We start from the raw sequence: 15,685 nt of genomic DNA, 5'->3' as shown, positions 1-15,685 counted from the left end.
GGCGGGGGCAAGCCCCGCCCCTACATTTCAACCACTGGCGTCACGCCCATGTTGGCGAAGCAGAAGCTCCACACGTCGGCCCACTCGTCGATGAGCAGGGCGGTGCTTTTGCCGGCACCGTGGCCGGCGTTCACATCGATTCTAATCAAAGTAGGGTAGGGGCCGGCGTTGGCGGCCTGCAGGGCGGCGGCGTACTTAAAGGAGTGCGCGGGCACCACCCGGTCGTCGTGGTCGGCGGTAGTGATGAGCGTGGCGGGGTAGGCGGTGCCGGGCCGCAGATTGTGCAGGGGCGAAAAGGCCAGTAGGTTACGGAACTGCGCTTCGTCGTCGGAGGTGCCGTATTCGGGCGCCCAGTTCCAGCCGATGGTGAATTTCTGGTAGCGCAGCATGTCCATCACGCCCACGGCGGGCAGGGCCACGCGGCACAGGTCGGGGCGCTGGTTGGCCACGGCCCCCACCAGCAGGCCGCCGTTGGAGCCGCCCGCAATGGCGAGGTGCTGCGTGTCGGTGTAGCGGTTTGTTTTGAGGTACTCGGCGGCGGCAATGAAGTCGTCGAACACGTTTTGCTTGTGCGGGGTCATGCCGGCGCGGTGCCAGTCCTCGCCGTATTCGCCGCCACCGCGCAGGTTGGCCACGGCCAGGATGCCGCCGTTTTCGAGCCACAGCATCCGCGCCACCGAGAAGGCCGGCGTCACGCTCACGTTGAAGCCACCGTAGGCGTAGAGGTAGGTGGGGTGCTGGCCATTCAGCTCCAGGCCGCGCTTGTGCACGATGAACATCGGAATGCGCGTGCCGTCCTGGCTGGGGTAGAACACCTGGGTGGTTTCGTAGTCGGCGGGCCGCACGTCCACTGCTGGGGCGCGAAACACGGCGCTGGTGTTCGTGGCGACGTCGTAGCGGTAGATGGTGGTGGGGTAGGTGAAGGACGTAAAAGCGTAGTACACCGCCGTAGCCTCGCGCCGCCCGCCAAAGCCGCTGGCCGTGCCGATGGCCGGCAGCGCCACGTCGTGCCGAAACTCGCCCTGCTCTGAGTACACTTTCACCTGCGAGCTGGCATCGTGCAGGTAGCTGGCCAGCAGGTAGCCGCCCGCCTGGCTCACGCCTTCGAGCTTGTTGGCAGTTTCGGGCAGCACCTCGCGCCAGTGGGCTTCGGCAGGCCGGCTGGAGTCGATGCCGACCAGGCGGTAGTTGGGCGCTTGGTAGTTGGTATATACCAGCACTTCGCCGCCCACGCTGCCGATGACGGTGTTGTTGAATTCATATGAACCGAACAGTGTCACCCAGCTGTCGGCCTGGGCCAGGACGTTCAGGTCGCGCACCAGCAGGCGGTTGCCGTCGCTCACGCCATCGGTAAGGTAGAGGCACAGAAATCGCTCGTCTTCGGTGGCGCCGGCCATGCGGAAGCCCAAAGCCATTTCGGCGTTCTCATACACCAGCCGGTCGTCCGACTGCGGCGTGCCGAGCCAGTGGAAGTAGACCTTGTGAAACTCATTTTTGCCCGAGAGGTCGTTTTCGCCGGGAGCGGGCGCGTCGTAACGGCTGTAGTAGAAGCCGTCGGCCGTCCACGACGTACCCGAGACTTTCACCCAATCCAATACATCGGGCAGCAACTCCTGGGTGCGCAGGTCCATGATGCGGACCTGGTTCCAGTCGGAGCCTCCACGGCTGGTGGCGTAGGCCAGGTAGCGGTGGTCGTTGCTGAACTCCATGCCCGCCAGGGCGGTGGTGCCGTCTTCCGAAAACTGGTTGGGGTCGAGCAGTACGCGGGGCGCCTCATTGCCGCGCTGGCGGTACACCACGGCCTGGTTTTGCAGCCCGTCGTTTTTGGCGTACACCAGCTCGTCGCCCACCTGTTCGGGCACGCTGTAGCGCTCGTAGTTCCAGAGGCGGGTGAGGCGGGCCCGAATGGCGTCCCGAAACGGAATTTGGCTTAGGTAATCAAACGCGACTTCGTTCTGGGCCTTCACCCAAGCGGCGGTTTCGGCCGAGTCGGCGTCTTCGAGCCAGCGGTAGGGGTCGGGCACGGCGGTGCCAAAATAGGTGTCGGTGGTGTCGGTTTTACGGCTGTTGGGGTAGGTCACGGCGGGTGGTGTCGGGCACGAGCTCCAGGCCGGCTTTGCGGCTGGGCTCGGCGTTTTCGGGGGTGGTGGCTTCGGTGAGGGGCTGGCGGCGGGGCAGGGTGTTGCGCGCCGGCGGCGAGCTGGCCCGGCAGGCCGGCAGCACCAGGGCTGCCAGCAGCACGAGCGGGCGGAAAGCAGCTTTCATAAATGTAAGAAATTGAATGTAGTTCAGGTGCTTAACCCCACCCCCGTCCCCTCCCCCCAGGGGAGGGGAGCCAGACGATTTAAGAGTATTCTGTATATTTTAGAAGGTAAAAATTCAAATAGAACAGCGTCAGCCATGCCGTGGCTCCCCTCCCCTGGGGGGAGGGGCCGGGGGTGGGGTTAAGCAGCCGAACGCAGCCTACACATCGTCAGCAGCAGCGGCCGGAGCAGCCGGTGTGTCCATTGCCGCCGCCGGGGCCGCCACCGCAGCGGCCACCAGCTCGGGCAGGTTGGCCCGCAGCCAGCGCAGCTCCTCGTCCACGCGCTGGCTCACCAGGCGCTCCACTTCCAGGCGCTGGGCGGGGCTGAGCTGGTCGAGGGCCGGCGTGGCGGGGGCATTGGTTTCAGAAGCGGCCAGCACCAGGGCCTCAGCGCGCTTCACGCGGGCCAGAGAGTCGGCCACGGCGGCGTTGGTTTCGGCGGCGGCCGTTTGGGCGGCGGCGGCGGCGTGCTTGGCTTCCAGGGTTTCGCGGCGCTGCTGCCGGCGCCAATGGCCCAGCGTGACGCGCAGCATGATGTAGAGTACCAAGCTCAGAATGCTCAGGATGAGCGAGAGCGGGGCGGCAAAGCGGAAAAGCAGGTTGCCCGGGCCGGTGGTGGGCAGGGCCGCGCCGTCGGGGCGGGCGGCGTCGCGCTCGGCGGCGGCCTGGGCTTCGGCGGCTTCGGCGGGGCCGGGGGCGCCGGGTACGGCGGTGGTGTCGGGCTTCTCGGGGGCCATGGCGGCGGGCACTTCGCCCAGCGGCGTGCCCGAGGTCACGTAGTTGGTCAGGGCCGTTTCGAGGGCGGCCACACGCGCCATGCGGGCCGGGTCTTTGCGGCGGGCGGGCGAGCTTTTCAGCTTGCTCACAATGGCCTTGGCTAGGGCGGCCAGCCGGGCGGGGTTGTCCTTCTTGCCCTGGTAGAGGGCGCCACGGCCCTCCAGGGGCTGGTAGAGCAGCGAGTACACCCGCAGGCTGTCGGGCCGGATGCTGGCAGCCAGGGCGTCGAGGTTGCCGCCCTCGCAGCGCACGGTGCTTTTGAGGTTGGGGCGGCCGGCGTCGTCGTATACAAAGCGCACCGTGGCGCACCAGATTTGCACCTTGCTTTCGTCGAGCGAGGGCTGGCCCAGGGCCGTTTGGGCGCGGAGCGGGCCGGTGAGCAGCAACAGGGCCAGAGCGGCCAGAACAAAGCGGAAGGACATAAGCAGCGCGGTTTTGCCCGAAAAGTACGGCCTGGGGCGCTATTTATTATGGGTTTGTTGCTACTGCGGCCGGGCCCGCCCTGGGTGGGCGGGTTGCTGGCGTAGAAAATAATGGAGGCAGGCGGCGCCCCGCGCCTTGCTCAGCAGCAGAACGCCTGCTGGAAGCCCCGTTTCGGCGCGCAAATGCGGCTACTTGGACAGTAGGAGCGATGAATAAGCCCCTTAGCTGCTTCCTGCCCAGCCGGTGGACAGTGAATGCCAATTGCTGTTTTCTCAAAAAGCCCGATTTTATAGCATTCGGTGAGTGCTGGAGCGGGCAAACGTCAGCAGAAAGCACCGGTTGAATGGGACCATGAGAATAGTAAGTTGGCTGGCAAGCTGAGCATATGAGCTGTTAGTCCTTACTTTAGCACGCGAATGGGCTTTCCACAACAAATAGCCTTGCAGCGCCATAATTAACCGTTCATTTCTTTCCGTTTCTTTCTCTTTTTCATTTCATCATTAGTATGACAAAACCCATACGTTCCATTCCAAAACTGAGGCGCTGGGCACTGCTGCTGGGCGGCCTGCTTGGAGCCGGCGCCGCCCAAGGGCAGGTGCTCAACTACTCCACGGCCACTGCGGCCAACGTGGCTGGCACCTACACCGACCTGGGCACCACGGGCACGGCCATCAGCACGGCCAACACCGACGACGCCAACTCGGCTGCGCAGAACATCGGCTTCACGTTCAGCTACAACGGGGCGTCGTTTACGCAATTCGTGCTCAGCACCAACGGGCTCATCCGCCTGGGTAGCGCGGCACCTTCGGTGACCAACCTGTTTGCCAACTACGAAACCGGCCAAGCTCCTGGCGTGGACCCGATTTCGAGCACCAGTGCGGCGGACGTGAACCTGATTATGCCGTTTAACCAAGACCTGGGCCCCGGCTCGGCCGGCAACACCGAGTACCGCGTGGCCACCACCGGTGCCGCGCCCAACCGGGTGTGCACCATTCAGTGGAAAAACGTGAGCGACAAGTCGGGCACGACCACCCTGAGCCAATACGCCAACTTCTCGTTCCAAGTCAAGCTTTACGAAACCAGCAACCGCGTCGAGTTCGTGTACAACACGGCCACGGCTTCGGCCAATACCGCCATTGCACGTTACCCCACGGTGGGCATCAAGGGTTCGGGCGCGGCCAGCGGGCAAACGGTGCTGGTGAACAAGGCGAGCTCTTCCGGTGCCTGGTCCACCTCTACTTTCATCACAGGCCAGTACGGCACGAGCACCCACAATTACCGGGCAAACGTGGGCCCCGACGCGGGCCGCACCTACCGCTTCGACGTGGTGACGCCCCCGGCTACCTGCGCGGGTGTGACCAACGCGACGGTGGTTGCCAACGGCGGCACTGCTACCACGGCGGATGCGACGCTGACGTTCACGGGCGCCACGGGCGCCGCAAACTACACGTTGACCTTGGCCCAAACCGGCGGTACGGGCACCCCCGCCACCGGCACCTTGTCGGGCAGCCCCATCAGCCTGACGGGCCTGACGCCGAACACGCCGTACACGGTGACCATCGTGACCAACTGCTTTGGCGGCGGTACTTCGACCCCCGTCACGGTGACCTTTACCTCGGGCGCTGCCGTTTCGGCACCGGCCAACGACGACTGCGCCGGGGCCATCGCCCTGACGACGGGCGCTACCTGCACGCCCACCAACGGCACCACCATCGGGGCCACGCAGACGCTGGCGGCCATTGCCTGCGGCAATTTCACCGGCAACGCCGACGACGACGTGTGGTATCGGTTCGTGGCCACGGCCACCTCACACACCGTGACGGTGGTGGGCAGCGCCACTTTCGATGCCGTGGTGGACGTGCGCAGCGGCAGCTGCGCCTCTAGCACCAACATCGGCTGCGCCGACGCTACGCTTTCCGGTGGCACCGAAACGGCCACGCTCAGCGGCCTCGTCGTGGGCCAAACCTACTACGTGCGCGTGTACTCCTATGGTACCACTGCGGGAACGTTCACCATCTGCGTGACGGGTGGCAGCGCTCCGGCCACCTGCGCGGGCGTGACCAACGCCGCCGTGACCAATACTGGTGGAACCGCCACCGCGGTTACAGCCTCGCTGACGTTCACGGCCGCCACCGGCGCCACCGACTACACCCTGACGCTGAACGAAACGGGCAGCACTGCCCCCCCCGCGACCGGCACCTTGTCGGGCAGCCCCATCAGCCTCACGGGCCTGACGCCAAACACCTCGTACACGGTTACCATTGTGACCAACTGCTCGAACGGCGGCACTTCTGCACCGGTAACCGTGGTGTTCACCTCGGGCGCCCCCGTACCCGCGCCGGCCAACGACAACCCGACCGGTGCCACTGCCCTGACCGTGAGCAGCACCTGCACGCCCACCAACGGCACCAACGCCGGTGCCACCACCACCACGGTGAACGGCTACGCCAACCCCGGCACCTGCGGCATCGCCGCCAGCCCCAAGGACGTGTGGTACTCCTTCACCACGCTGCCCGGCCAGACGGCCGCCACGGTGACGGTGACCGGCGTCCCGGCCGGTTTGGTGCGCGTATTCTCGGCCGCCAGCAACGCCGGCCCCTTCACGCAGGTGAACTGCTCGGCCGGCTCGGCCAACAACACGGTAGCCGGTCCGGTGAGCCTGACCGGCCTCACGGCCAACACGACTTACTACATCTCGGTGGCTGGCTACGGCTCGAATGATACGCAAGGTGCCTTCACCATCTGCGTGACGGGCACGGGTACCGCGCCCTGCGTGGCCCCGACCGCCCTGGCGGCCGGCAGCATCACCACTTCGGGCGCTACGCTCACCTTCACACCCGCCACGGGTGTTAGCAGCTACACCGTGACGTACACGGCTGCTGGCGGCACGGCTCAGACCCAGACCGCTACCGGCTCGCCGGTGACCCTGGCCAACCTGACTTCGGGCACGGCTTACACCGTGAGCGTGGTGACGAACTGCAGCGCTACCCAGACTTCGGTGGCTACCACTGCTACCTTCACCACCCTGACGCCCTGCACGGCCGTGACCAGCCTGGCTACGAGCAACGTGACCACCACCAGCGCCACGCTCTCCTTCACGGGCGCCAGCGCCGGCACCAGCTACACCGTGACGTACACGGCTGCTGGCGGCACGGCCCAGACCCAGACCGCCACTGGCTCGCCGGTGACGCTGGCCAACCTGACCCCGGGCACGGCTTACACCGTGAGCGTGGTAACCAACTGCGGCAGCCAGGTTTCGCCCTCGGCCAGCATTACCTTCACCACCCTCGCGCCCTGCTCGGCGCCGACCGCTCTGACGGCTGGCAGCATCACCACCACCGGTGCTACGCTCACCTTCACGGCGCCGACTGCTGGTGCCACGGGCTACACCGTGACCTACACGGCTGCCGGCGGCACGGCCCAGACGCAGACGGCCACCGGCTCGCCGGTGGTGCTCACCGGCCTGACTTCGGGCACGGCCTACACCGTGAGCGTGGTGACCAACTGCGGCGGTGGCCAGACCTCGGCTGCTACCAGCACCACCTTCACCACCCTGACTCCCTGCACGGCCGTGACCGGCCTCACCGCGGGTAGCATCACCGCCACCGGGGCTACGCTCTCCTTCACGGGGGCCAGCGCCGGCACCAGCTACACGGTTACCTACACGGCCGCTGGCGGCACGGCCCAGACCCAGACCGCTACCGGCTCGCCGGTGACCCTGACGGGCTTGCAAGCTGGTCTGCAGTACTCGGTGAGCGTGGTGACCAACTGCGGCGGCGGCCAGACCTCGACGGCAGCTACCACCACCTTCACCACCACGGCCCCGGCCCCGACCAATGCCACGGTTTCGAACATCACGGGTACGGGCGCTACCATTGCCTTTACGGCCGCGGCTGGTGCTACCAACTACACCGTGACTTACACCCGTGCCGGCGGCACGGCCCAGACCCAGACCGTGACCGGCTCGCCGGTGACCCTGACGGGCCTGACTTCGGGCGCGGCCTACACCGTGACCATTGTGGCCAACTACCCGGGCGGCGGCACTTCCAGCCCCGTTACCGTGACGTTCAACACGGTGCTGGCCGCCCGCACCGCCCTGGGCGGCGGCGAGCTGGCCGTGTACCCCAACCCGGCCCGCCAGGCCTTCACCGTGAGCCTGCCGGCGCTGCCTGCTGCCCGCACCGCCCAGGTTGAGCTGGTGAACGTGCTGGGCCAGACCATCAGCCGCCAGACCGTGGGCCTGACCGCCGGCGGTACCCGCGTGCCGTTTGACGCCATGGGCCTGCCCACCGGCGTGTACTCGGTGCGCGTGCAGGTAAACGGCGAAACAGCCGTTACCCGCCTCGTACTCGAATAGCGAGACGCTGAGTTGAAAAAAGCCCTGCCGGTATTCCGGCAGGGCTTTTTTATTGGGGTGAGAGCCCGGCATCCACTGCTTCGGGGGGCAGGCGCTGCGGTTACCCCAGCGGCCGGCGTGGTGGCGGGGCAGGAGAATCTGGCGACGCAGGCAGGGCTTCTGCAGTTTCAGCCATCCACGCAAAGTAGTGGCATTCGCCGCCCTTGATGCCGACTTATGGAAGCAGCGCAGCAGTTAAGTAAGGTGCAGAAAGTATTTAAAAACATTACTTTTTGAATACTTTTTGATACCCACCTGGAGGCCCCAAAAATGCAGTTTTTCGGGGCCTTTTTGAGAGTAATTTGAATAGGCTATCTTTCACTAAAACTACCGTTTTCGTAAACCTAAGCATTGGCTGTTGGCTCCTCCCGCATCTCGTCTATCACCCGTCCTCTTCCAACACCAGTAAATCGTTCGCGTCTGGTTACCAGGCTTTTCACGTATTCGACAGGCTGGAATGGGATGAGACAGACGGGGAAAACCGACCGCTGGGGAGGGCCCATTTCCCGGTGGGGTACTGCTTCTTACCTTGTGGCATGAAAAAGTCCCACTTCCTCCTCTGGCTGCTGGTTGGCGGCTTGTCCTTGGCTGCGTTTGCCCGGGCCGACTGGGTCACCTTTGCCCTCGATGAGCGGGTCTCCGTGCAATTGCCCGTCCAGCCGACCGAACTGGCAGTGGCGAAAACGTTGTCGCCGGAACAGGCCAAAACGCTGTCGCCGGAACAGGTCAAGAACAATCACGTGTACCTCACCACCGACGCGTACGGGACTTATCAGGTCGTCCAGTCGGCGACCGGCTTTTCCGCCGAACAGGCCGCGTTGGCCGCCACCCGCGCCGCCTTTTATCAGCGGATGCTCCAAGGGGTGCTCCGGCACGAGCACGGCACGCTGCTGGCCCAATCCCCTTTTCCGACGGCGGGCGGGGAAGGCGTGGAATTCGCGTACCGGCACGTGAGCCGGGGGAGCGGGAAACCCGTCCTTGCGGTGGCGCGGCACCTGCTCGTGGGCACGACCTCGTACGGCTTCACTTTCACTCCCCGCGACCAACAGGACAGCACGGGCACGAGCGGCAATGCGCAGCGCCGCCGGTTCTTCGACTCCATTGTGGTCAAGCCGGTGCCGGGTAAATAAACCCCTCCTTTCGCCGAAGCGGTCGCCGAACTGGCGCGGTACTGGTGGCCGATTCAGAGCCGCTTCGGCGCCGCGGGCTTATCTTGGCATCTACGAACCCTCCCATTCTCCTCATGGCGTTTTCCCTTAAATCATCGGCAATGGGCTTCTTGTGCAGTCTGCTGCTCAGCTGCGGCAAGAAAGAAGAAGCGGCCAAGCCGGCCCCCGTCCCCCCCGAAGTAACAAGTTTGACGCTCGAATCCTTGACGCCCGCGGCCGGCGCCATTGTTTCGCGCACGTCCACCCTCACGGCGCAACTGAAATACTCCTTGGCCGACGGGGAAACCTCGTCGGATGGCTACCGGGTGGCCATTCTGTTTGCCTCAACCACCAGCAACAGCACCTTTTCCGTCGGTTCCAACAACGTGACGCTGCCCAACCGCAAAGGCACCCTCACGCTGCAGTACCCCCTTAGCCTCATCTGGGACCGCACCAACCCGGCCCCGGCCCATCCCATCACGTGCTACTACTACTTGCAGCGCGTGAGCGGCAACACCAGCACCGTTATTGCCCAAACGCCGGCCCAGACGTTCACGGAATAGCCCGCCCAGCGCCGAGCGACTCCCCGCGTTCCACATCAGATTGCTTTTTGAATACTTTTTGACACCCGCCAAAAGGCCCCGGAAACGCAGTTTTCGGGGCCTTTTTCAGGGCGTAATTTGAACAACTGTCCCTTTCAAACTACTACCGTTTCCTTGAACGATGACCTGAATTGCTAAATCCTCACCGGCGCGACTTAGTCCACCTTGGGGTACCAATCCCCTGCAAACAGCCAGCCAGCAACGAGCAACGCCCAAAATAGCCAAAGTCGGCAGGCCGATGGCTTTCTGAGTGTCGCATACAAAACCGGCAATGCTAGCAACAGGAGGGAAGTGCGCGCCACAGCCCAGACAATGCGCAGCCGAGGAACATCACTGGCTGCCTCCAACACCACGCCATTCGTTGGGTCTGTGGCCCGGCCCAGTGGGTAATGCCAGAGCACGAAGCCGACTAATACAACCGTACTCGATAGCAGGTAAAGAAGTGTTTTGCGATTTTCTCGTTCTATCACGCTGGCAAAGTAGCGAATCTCAATCCTCGTACTCCTCTCGGACCGTTTGCCTAAACGCCGGGTGGTGGGCTCTATTTGTCGCGTAGCTGTGGCGCTTTCCGTTGCTCCCTCATTTGCTGCCTAACCGCCGCCAATCGTTTCCATTGCCCGGCACGTAGCCGCCGGTGCAGGGCCGAGTCGTTGCTTAAAGTGAGTTGCTTATACGCCATGTAGTACTGCTCCTCCGCATCGCGCCCGTCCAGGTTCGCGGCCTGCCAGGAGGCGTCCAGATTCGCCGGTTCGGGCAACCACGTAATCCACCGCACGCCCGGTACCACGTGCGTTACCTGCACGGTTCGCCACAGCCGCAAGGTGCGGGGAGCCGTCGCGTGGAAGGGCACGAGCACTTGGTGGACCACTTCCTGGCGCCCCCTTCGAAACAGCACATGCGTCGTGCGCGACACCCGGTCATCGGCCACGCACTCTAGCACGTTCACCCCGAGCCAGTACCCCGCTTGCGGGCGGTTGTCCGACAGCCAACCGAGCACATAAAGCGTGAGCACCAGGGCCAGTGGCCCCCACAACAGCCACGGCAGGGCCGCCCATAACCGGCGCAGCCGCGTCCAATGGGCCTGCAGGCGGCGACACGCCGGAACCGCCAACAGCCAGAGCCCCCAGCGAGGCAGGTTTTCCAGCGGGCGTGGGGCCAACTCCAGGGGGGTAAACCAAAGTAGTCCCACCAGCAGCAAGCAGCCGAGCCACACCCCCAACACCCATCCGTTCTGTTCCGGCTTTTCCTGGTTCATGAGGTTTTGAGCACTTCTAAAACAACGGGAAAATTCGGGTGCTAAACATACGCTCGGTTTGCTAAACTACTCCAGCAGTTCGGCAAAAGGCGGCCAATAGGCCCTTGCAGCACTGACGGAGTTTAAAAAACTTGTCTACGAATCAAAGTTTACGAAACGCACAAGAGTGATGAGTTTCGTAAACTCCCGTACCTCCATAATACGCAGGGTTGCCAAGCCACTTTTAACGTCGTTTATTGAGGGGTGACTTCAACCATGCGAGTAGCCCTTTACGACCGGGTGTCGACCAGCGACAAAGACCAGAATCCCGGGAACTGGAAATATCAATAGACACGGTCAACCGCTACCTGAAAGCGGAGCCGAACTAAAACGAAATAAGCGAAAAAGGCCCTTGCATCGATGTCTTGTCCTTACCCACATCTTATTGAGAAGCGCCGGCCGGTAGGCCGGCGTTTTTTTTGGCCAGCGCGTAGCTTTCGGTCATGTCGATTGCTACGCATTTCTGCGACCCGCTAAGCTGGGCGCAGCATCATTTTGGGGCCGCACCGTTGGGGGACGCGCGCCGGAGCCGGCGGCTGGTGCTACTCGCGGCCGGCTGGTGTCGCCAGCCCGGGGCCAGCATCCCGCGCCTGAATCAGGGCCAAGCCGGGGCCAGCAAGGCCGCCTATCGCCTGCTCGACCACCCACAGGCCACGCCCGACGCCTTTCAACAGCCGCATCGCCACGTGGTTAGCCATCAGCTCCAGGCCCCGGGCACCTACCTGCTGCTGGAAGACACCACCGAACTGCTCTGGCCCGAGGCGGCCACTCGCCGCCCGGGCCTGGGGCCCGTGGGGCCGGGCACGGTTCGCCACCAGGGGGTGCTGCTCCATTCGCTGCTAGCCGCCGCCTGGCCCGCCGACGGACCCGCCCCGTCTCGGGCCCAGCGCCCCCCCTTGCCGCTGCTGGGCCTGCTGGACCAGCAGTTTCATGTGCGCCAGCCCGCGCCTGACGCCGAAAAAGCCGGTCCCCACAACCAGGCCCGCCTGCGGCAGGCCCGGGCCCGCGAATCGGCCCTGTGGACGCAGAGCCTGCGGGCGGTGGGCAGCCCCCCACCCGACACCCGCTGGGTGGTGGTGGCCGACCGGGGCGCGGATGTCTATGAGCATTTGTACCAGTGCCAGCAGCAAGGGCTGGGGTTCGTGGTGCGCGCTGCCCAGGACCGGGGCCTGGTGGTGGGGCCCGCCAAGGAACCAGCTGGCCGCCTCTTCGAGCGCGCCCGCGCCCAGCCCAGCCAGGGCACGCTGGCCCTGTCGTTGCGCGGACGGCCGGGCCAGCCGGCGCGGCAGGTGACCCTGCACCTGAGTTGGAGCCCGCCGCTGGCCCTGCGGGCCCCCCAGCGGCCGGGGGGCGCCACGGGCAAGGGTGCGCCGGTGGCCGCGACGGTCGTGCGCGTGTGGGAAGTGCGGGCCGATGGCATCCCGGGGCTGGAATGGCTGCTGCTGACTGATTTTCCCGTGACCGACCTCGCACAGGCCCAGGCCGTGGGGCGGCAGTACGCCAGCCGCTGGCTGATTGAGGAATTCCACAAGGCCCTCAAAACGGGGCTGGGTGCCGAGCGGCTGCAACTGCAAACGGCGGCCCGCCTGTTCGCGGCCGTGGCCGTGCTGAGTGTGGTAGCCCTGGCCCTGGTGGCCCTGCGCGAGCACAGCCGCCAGCAGCCAGACGCGCCGGCCGAGCGGGCCGGCTTGTCGGTCAGCTATTTGCGCGTGCTGCGGGGGCAGTGCCAACGTCCGCTTACCACCGTGCGGGAGGTGTATTACGCCCTGGCCGGGCTGGGTGGACACTTGGGGCGCGCCGGCGACGGGCCGCCGGGCTGGCAAACGCTGTGGCGGGGGCTGCTGAGTTTGCGCCAACTGGTTGAAGGCGTACGGCTGGCCACGCAGCTTCGGCTGGAGGAAGACTAAAAAAAGCACCGGCCGGTAGGCCGGCGCTTTTCATTTAAGGCATGGGGCAAAAGCTCGTCGCAAAGATTATGGTGCATCGACGTATTCTATTCACCGCATACGATGGAGATGAAAAAAAACGTTAGTACCTTGAAGCGCGCTAACTTCCTCATCCCAAATCAACTACTTTCAATTCTATGACCGACAATGAAATTGCAAGACGTGCGGGGTTCTTCCATAATTTTACGCTGGATGCCATCGCCCATCAACCCGGGTTTTCCTCCCTCACCCACGAGCAAGTCTACAACTTTGCCTGTGAGAATGCGGTGTCCTTCGCGGAAAGCCTGAATCTGCCGGCCCAGACGCCTGTTTCGTGGGCTACGTTCAAAGAAGCGGTAACGCCGTTGGTCACCATGACCAATCCGTTGCAGTATCTGTACGAGCAAAACCTTATTTCTGAAAAGGAATATTACCTGGCCAATGCCTTGGACCAATACGCGGCGAATAACCTCAACGCGGAAACGGTGACGGCGGGCACTTTTGAGCACCTGCGCCAAGAAGTGGCCGCTTTTTCCGACCTGGTGGAAAACGCCGGACTGGACGCGACCGCGACGGCCCGCCTGCTGGCGATGGCCTCGGTCACCGAGCACAGCGCGCTGTATTGGTTAACGGCGCAAGCAAACCCCGACAATTTGTGGTACCCCACCACGCAAGGGCCCACCAAGCCCACCGTCGCGGCCCGGGGCGACCGGCTGGGGTGGTACTTGTTTTTGGTGGCCTTGGACGGCGGCTTTATCATCGGCGCGGCCGTGGTGGCGGTCCTGTCCATCATCTTCTGGAACGAGCCGCCCGCGCCGTGAGCCGCCGCGGCTAACCCTGTGCGACACCAGGACCACTGACTAGCGCGGGTGGTCGTGGTGTCGCACCGAAAGGTCTCCTTGCTCGCGCAAGGGGACTTTTTCATTCCATCTCCGGTTGACCACCGCTCAGGTTGCTGTTGCTATGCGTTTGTTATTGTTCGCTTTTCTGCTGCTGGGGCGAAGTTTGGGCGCCGGCTCCGCGACGGGGCAAGCGTTGGCACCGCTGGTGCTAACGGGTGCCGTTCGGGACGGCCAAACACAGCGTCCCGTGCCGTACGCTTCGGTCAGCCTTTTGCACACAACGGTGGGCACCGTCAGCAACGGCGAGGGGGCCTTTCGCTTGCAGGTGGCCGGCCACGCCGCAGATACCGTGCTCGTGCAGGCCTTGGGCTACGCGGCACAGAAACAGGCGCTTTCGGCCACCCTGCTGGCAAACCCGCCGGTTTTTTCCTTGCAGCCCCAAGCGATGGAATTGGCCCCCGTGCGCGTCACGGGGCCCTCGCCGACCGCGTTGCTCAACCAAGCGGTGCGCCAGACGCGCGCCGACATGGCCAGCCCGTTATTGCTCAAAACCTACTACCGGGAGTTTGTGACCCGCGACGGCGTGTACACCAAATTTGCCGACGCGCTGATTGATTATTATTTGGAAGCCAATCCCCGGCAACCCGAACACCCGACCGTCCAAGCCCAGGTGTTGCAGTCGCGGGTCGGGGAATCCCCCGCCCACGGCGGGGGGCTGTTGACCGCGTTGCTCCCCAAACCCCTGGATGTGACAATGGCCGGCGATTACTATAACATCTTGCAAAGCAGTCCTTTTCTGGACAGCACGGCGTTCTATTTTTATACGTATCGTCTCCAGGTGCTGGTCGCCGATGCGGAGACGAACGAGGCGACGGGTTACGTCATCACCTGCACGCCCCGCACCCGCGCCGAACGCCACCTGCGGCAGGCGACGGTGTACATTGACCCCACCACGCTGCACATTCGGCGCATTGAGTCCGAAGTACCCGTGGCCTTGCAACCGTACAATTACAGCGTGCGCGCGGGTGTCGTGTCCGCCAACGTGACCACGTTCTACAAGCGGTTGGAATACCGGGAGGTGCACGGCCGGGTGTATCCCGCGTTTGTTCGCATGGAGCGGGGGTGGCAAGTGGTGGCGTTGGCGAAAGCCCCAACCCAGTATAATTTCTCCAGCGAATTGGTGGTGACGGATTTGGGCGCGAACCCCGCTCCAATCCCCCACGCGCAGCGCTACGCGGGCCCGTTATTCCGCCGGGGGACCCGGTACGAATACCCTTATTGGCTGGAAAGCAACGCGGTAGCGGCCACGAAAGCAGAGGAACGAGCCATTCAGGAGCTAAGCAAATAGCCCGGCGGCAACGGGCCGCCAAGTTGGCAAACCCTTTGGCGTAGGATGGCACTGTTTGGTAGAATGGGCGCGCCTCGCAACGCTCAGAACCTATAATTTCAGCTAACTAAAAAAGCGCTGGCCTATCAGCCAGCGCTTTCAAAGATGTGGGTAAGGACAAGGCATCGATGTGAGGGCTTTTCGTTGTCGCATAAGGAGTCGGATTCGTGAGTACATCTAACACACCGCCAAAGGGAGTCCTTTATTTTGTAGCAAACGGGTTCACACAAAGCAGCCCCGGCCGCACACGCAGCCAAGGCTTCTTTCGCTTCTGCCACCGGTTTGCTGCTGGCGGCGCGGCCGGCGCGGATAGAACTTTTATAGTTTCTAAGCGCCATATGCCGCACAGCGGCGCCACGGGGGCGGAAAGCCGCCGCGCCAGCATGCCACGGCCTGCCCACCAGCCGGACAAGTTTGTTGCCGCCAGGGGCCTGATTCCCAGTTTCGCTTGGAACGGATTGTCGGGCTATACTGCCGCAGCAGGGCTTGGCAATATGGCCTTATAATCTGGTGCTTATTGCTTCAAATGCTCGGCTAACTGGGCGCGCTGGCGCTGCTTCCCCAAGTTGGGGGGCGTGGCAGCCGA

10 protein-coding genes are annotated in these 15,685 nt (G+C 64.0%); 6 read left to right on the top strand and 4 right to left on the bottom strand.

Annotated features, from left to right (window positions below; translation table 11 throughout):
• Positions 1-20 precede the first annotated feature (20 nt).
• The 3 genes from MTP16_RS04580 to MTP16_RS04570 all read right to left on the bottom strand — a co-directional run bounded on the left by MTP16_RS04580 (position 21) and on the right by MTP16_RS04570 (position 3,504).
• Positions 21-2,081: a prolyl oligopeptidase family serine peptidase gene (locus MTP16_RS04580; protein ID WP_243516308.1), complete on the bottom strand. Its 2,061-nt coding sequence runs from the start codon at positions 2,079-2,081 to the stop codon at positions 21-23.
• Positions 2,059-2,265, bottom strand: a complete 207-nt coding sequence (locus MTP16_RS04575; protein ID WP_243516307.1) for a hypothetical protein — start codon at positions 2,263-2,265, stop codon at positions 2,059-2,061. The genes MTP16_RS04580 and MTP16_RS04575 overlap by 23 nt, the downstream gene beginning before the upstream one ends.
• A gap of 198 nt (positions 2,266-2,463) precedes the next feature.
• Positions 2,464-3,504 (bottom strand): hypothetical protein, encoded by a 1,041-nt coding sequence (locus tag MTP16_RS04570; RefSeq protein ID WP_243516305.1) that lies wholly within the window; start codon positions 3,502-3,504, stop codon positions 2,464-2,466.
• Between the two features lie 506 nt (positions 3,505-4,010).
• Between MTP16_RS04570 and MTP16_RS04565 the strand changes: the two genes are divergently transcribed.
• The 3 genes from MTP16_RS04565 to MTP16_RS04555 all read left to right on the top strand — a co-directional run bounded on the left by MTP16_RS04565 (position 4,011) and on the right by MTP16_RS04555 (position 9,612).
• Positions 4,011-7,862, top strand: a complete 3,852-nt coding sequence (locus tag MTP16_RS04565; protein ID WP_243516304.1) for a beta strand repeat-containing protein — start codon at positions 4,011-4,013, stop codon at positions 7,860-7,862.
• Positions 7,863-8,437: 575 nt separating this feature from the next.
• A complete protein-coding gene (locus MTP16_RS04560) occupies positions 8,438-9,031 on the top strand; it encodes a hypothetical protein (RefSeq protein WP_243516303.1) in 594 nt (197 codons plus the stop codon).
• Positions 9,032-9,144: 113 nt separating this feature from the next.
• Positions 9,145-9,612, top strand: coding sequence for a hypothetical protein (locus MTP16_RS04555; RefSeq protein WP_243516302.1), 468 nt, complete (start codon positions 9,145-9,147; stop codon positions 9,610-9,612).
• Between the two features lie 580 nt (positions 9,613-10,192).
• On the opposite strand, the gene MTP16_RS04550 is transcribed toward MTP16_RS04555, so the two are convergent.
• Positions 10,193-10,906: a hypothetical protein gene (locus MTP16_RS04550; RefSeq protein ID WP_243516301.1), complete on the bottom strand. Its 714-nt coding sequence runs from the start codon at positions 10,904-10,906 to the stop codon at positions 10,193-10,195.
• A 482-nt stretch (positions 10,907-11,388) separates the two neighbouring features.
• Here MTP16_RS04550 and MTP16_RS04545 point away from each other — a divergent pair, with 482 nt between their 5' ends.
• The 3 genes from MTP16_RS04545 to MTP16_RS04535 all read left to right on the top strand — a co-directional run bounded on the left by MTP16_RS04545 (position 11,389) and on the right by MTP16_RS04535 (position 15,060).
• Positions 11,389-12,852: an IS4 family transposase gene (locus tag MTP16_RS04545; protein ID WP_243513451.1), complete on the top strand. Its 1,464-nt coding sequence runs from the start codon at positions 11,389-11,391 to the stop codon at positions 12,850-12,852.
• Positions 12,853-13,028: 176 nt separating this feature from the next.
• A complete protein-coding gene (locus MTP16_RS04540; protein WP_243513452.1) occupies positions 13,029-13,691 on the top strand; it encodes a hypothetical protein in 663 nt (220 codons plus the stop codon).
• 142 nt (positions 13,692-13,833) lie between these two features.
• Positions 13,834-15,060: a carboxypeptidase-like regulatory domain-containing protein gene (locus MTP16_RS04535; RefSeq protein WP_243513453.1), complete on the top strand. Its 1,227-nt coding sequence runs from the start codon at positions 13,834-13,836 to the stop codon at positions 15,058-15,060.
• Positions 15,061-15,685: the final 625 nt, after the last annotated feature.

Origin of the sequence: Hymenobacter monticola (assembly GCF_022811645.1) — a bacterium.
Taxonomy (GTDB): Bacteria; Bacteroidota; Bacteroidia; order Cytophagales; family Hymenobacteraceae; genus Hymenobacter; species Hymenobacter monticola.
Note: the sequence above shows the minus strand (reverse complement) of the source record. Positions and strands in the feature narration are given on the sequence as shown.

What these genes read in the sequence shown, in the direction of transcription:
- MTP16_RS04565 (WP_243516304.1), top strand. Translation starts at nt 4,011, where the DNA reads ATGACAAAACCCATACGTTCCATTCCAAAACTGAGGCGCTGGGCACTG.
- MTP16_RS04535 (WP_243513453.1), top strand. Translation starts at nt 13,834, where the DNA reads ATGCGTTTGTTATTGTTCGCTTTTCTGCTGCTGGGGCGAAGTTTGGGC.
- MTP16_RS04545 (WP_243513451.1), top strand. Translation starts at nt 11,389, where the DNA reads ATGTCGATTGCTACGCATTTCTGCGACCCGCTAAGCTGGGCGCAGCAT.
- MTP16_RS04550 (WP_243516301.1), bottom strand. Translation starts at nt 10,906, where the DNA reads ATGAACCAGGAAAAGCCGGAACAGAACGGATGGGTGTTGGGGGTGTGG.
- MTP16_RS04560 (WP_243516303.1), top strand. Translation starts at nt 8,438, where the DNA reads ATGAAAAAGTCCCACTTCCTCCTCTGGCTGCTGGTTGGCGGCTTGTCC.
- MTP16_RS04575 (WP_243516307.1), bottom strand. Translation starts at nt 2,265, where the DNA reads ATGAAAGCTGCTTTCCGCCCGCTCGTGCTGCTGGCAGCCCTGGTGCTG.
- MTP16_RS04540 (WP_243513452.1), top strand. Translation starts at nt 13,029, where the DNA reads ATGACCGACAATGAAATTGCAAGACGTGCGGGGTTCTTCCATAATTTT.
- MTP16_RS04555 (WP_243516302.1), top strand. Translation starts at nt 9,145, where the DNA reads ATGGCGTTTTCCCTTAAATCATCGGCAATGGGCTTCTTGTGCAGTCTG.
- MTP16_RS04570 (WP_243516305.1), bottom strand. Translation starts at nt 3,504, where the DNA reads ATGTCCTTCCGCTTTGTTCTGGCCGCTCTGGCCCTGTTGCTGCTCACC.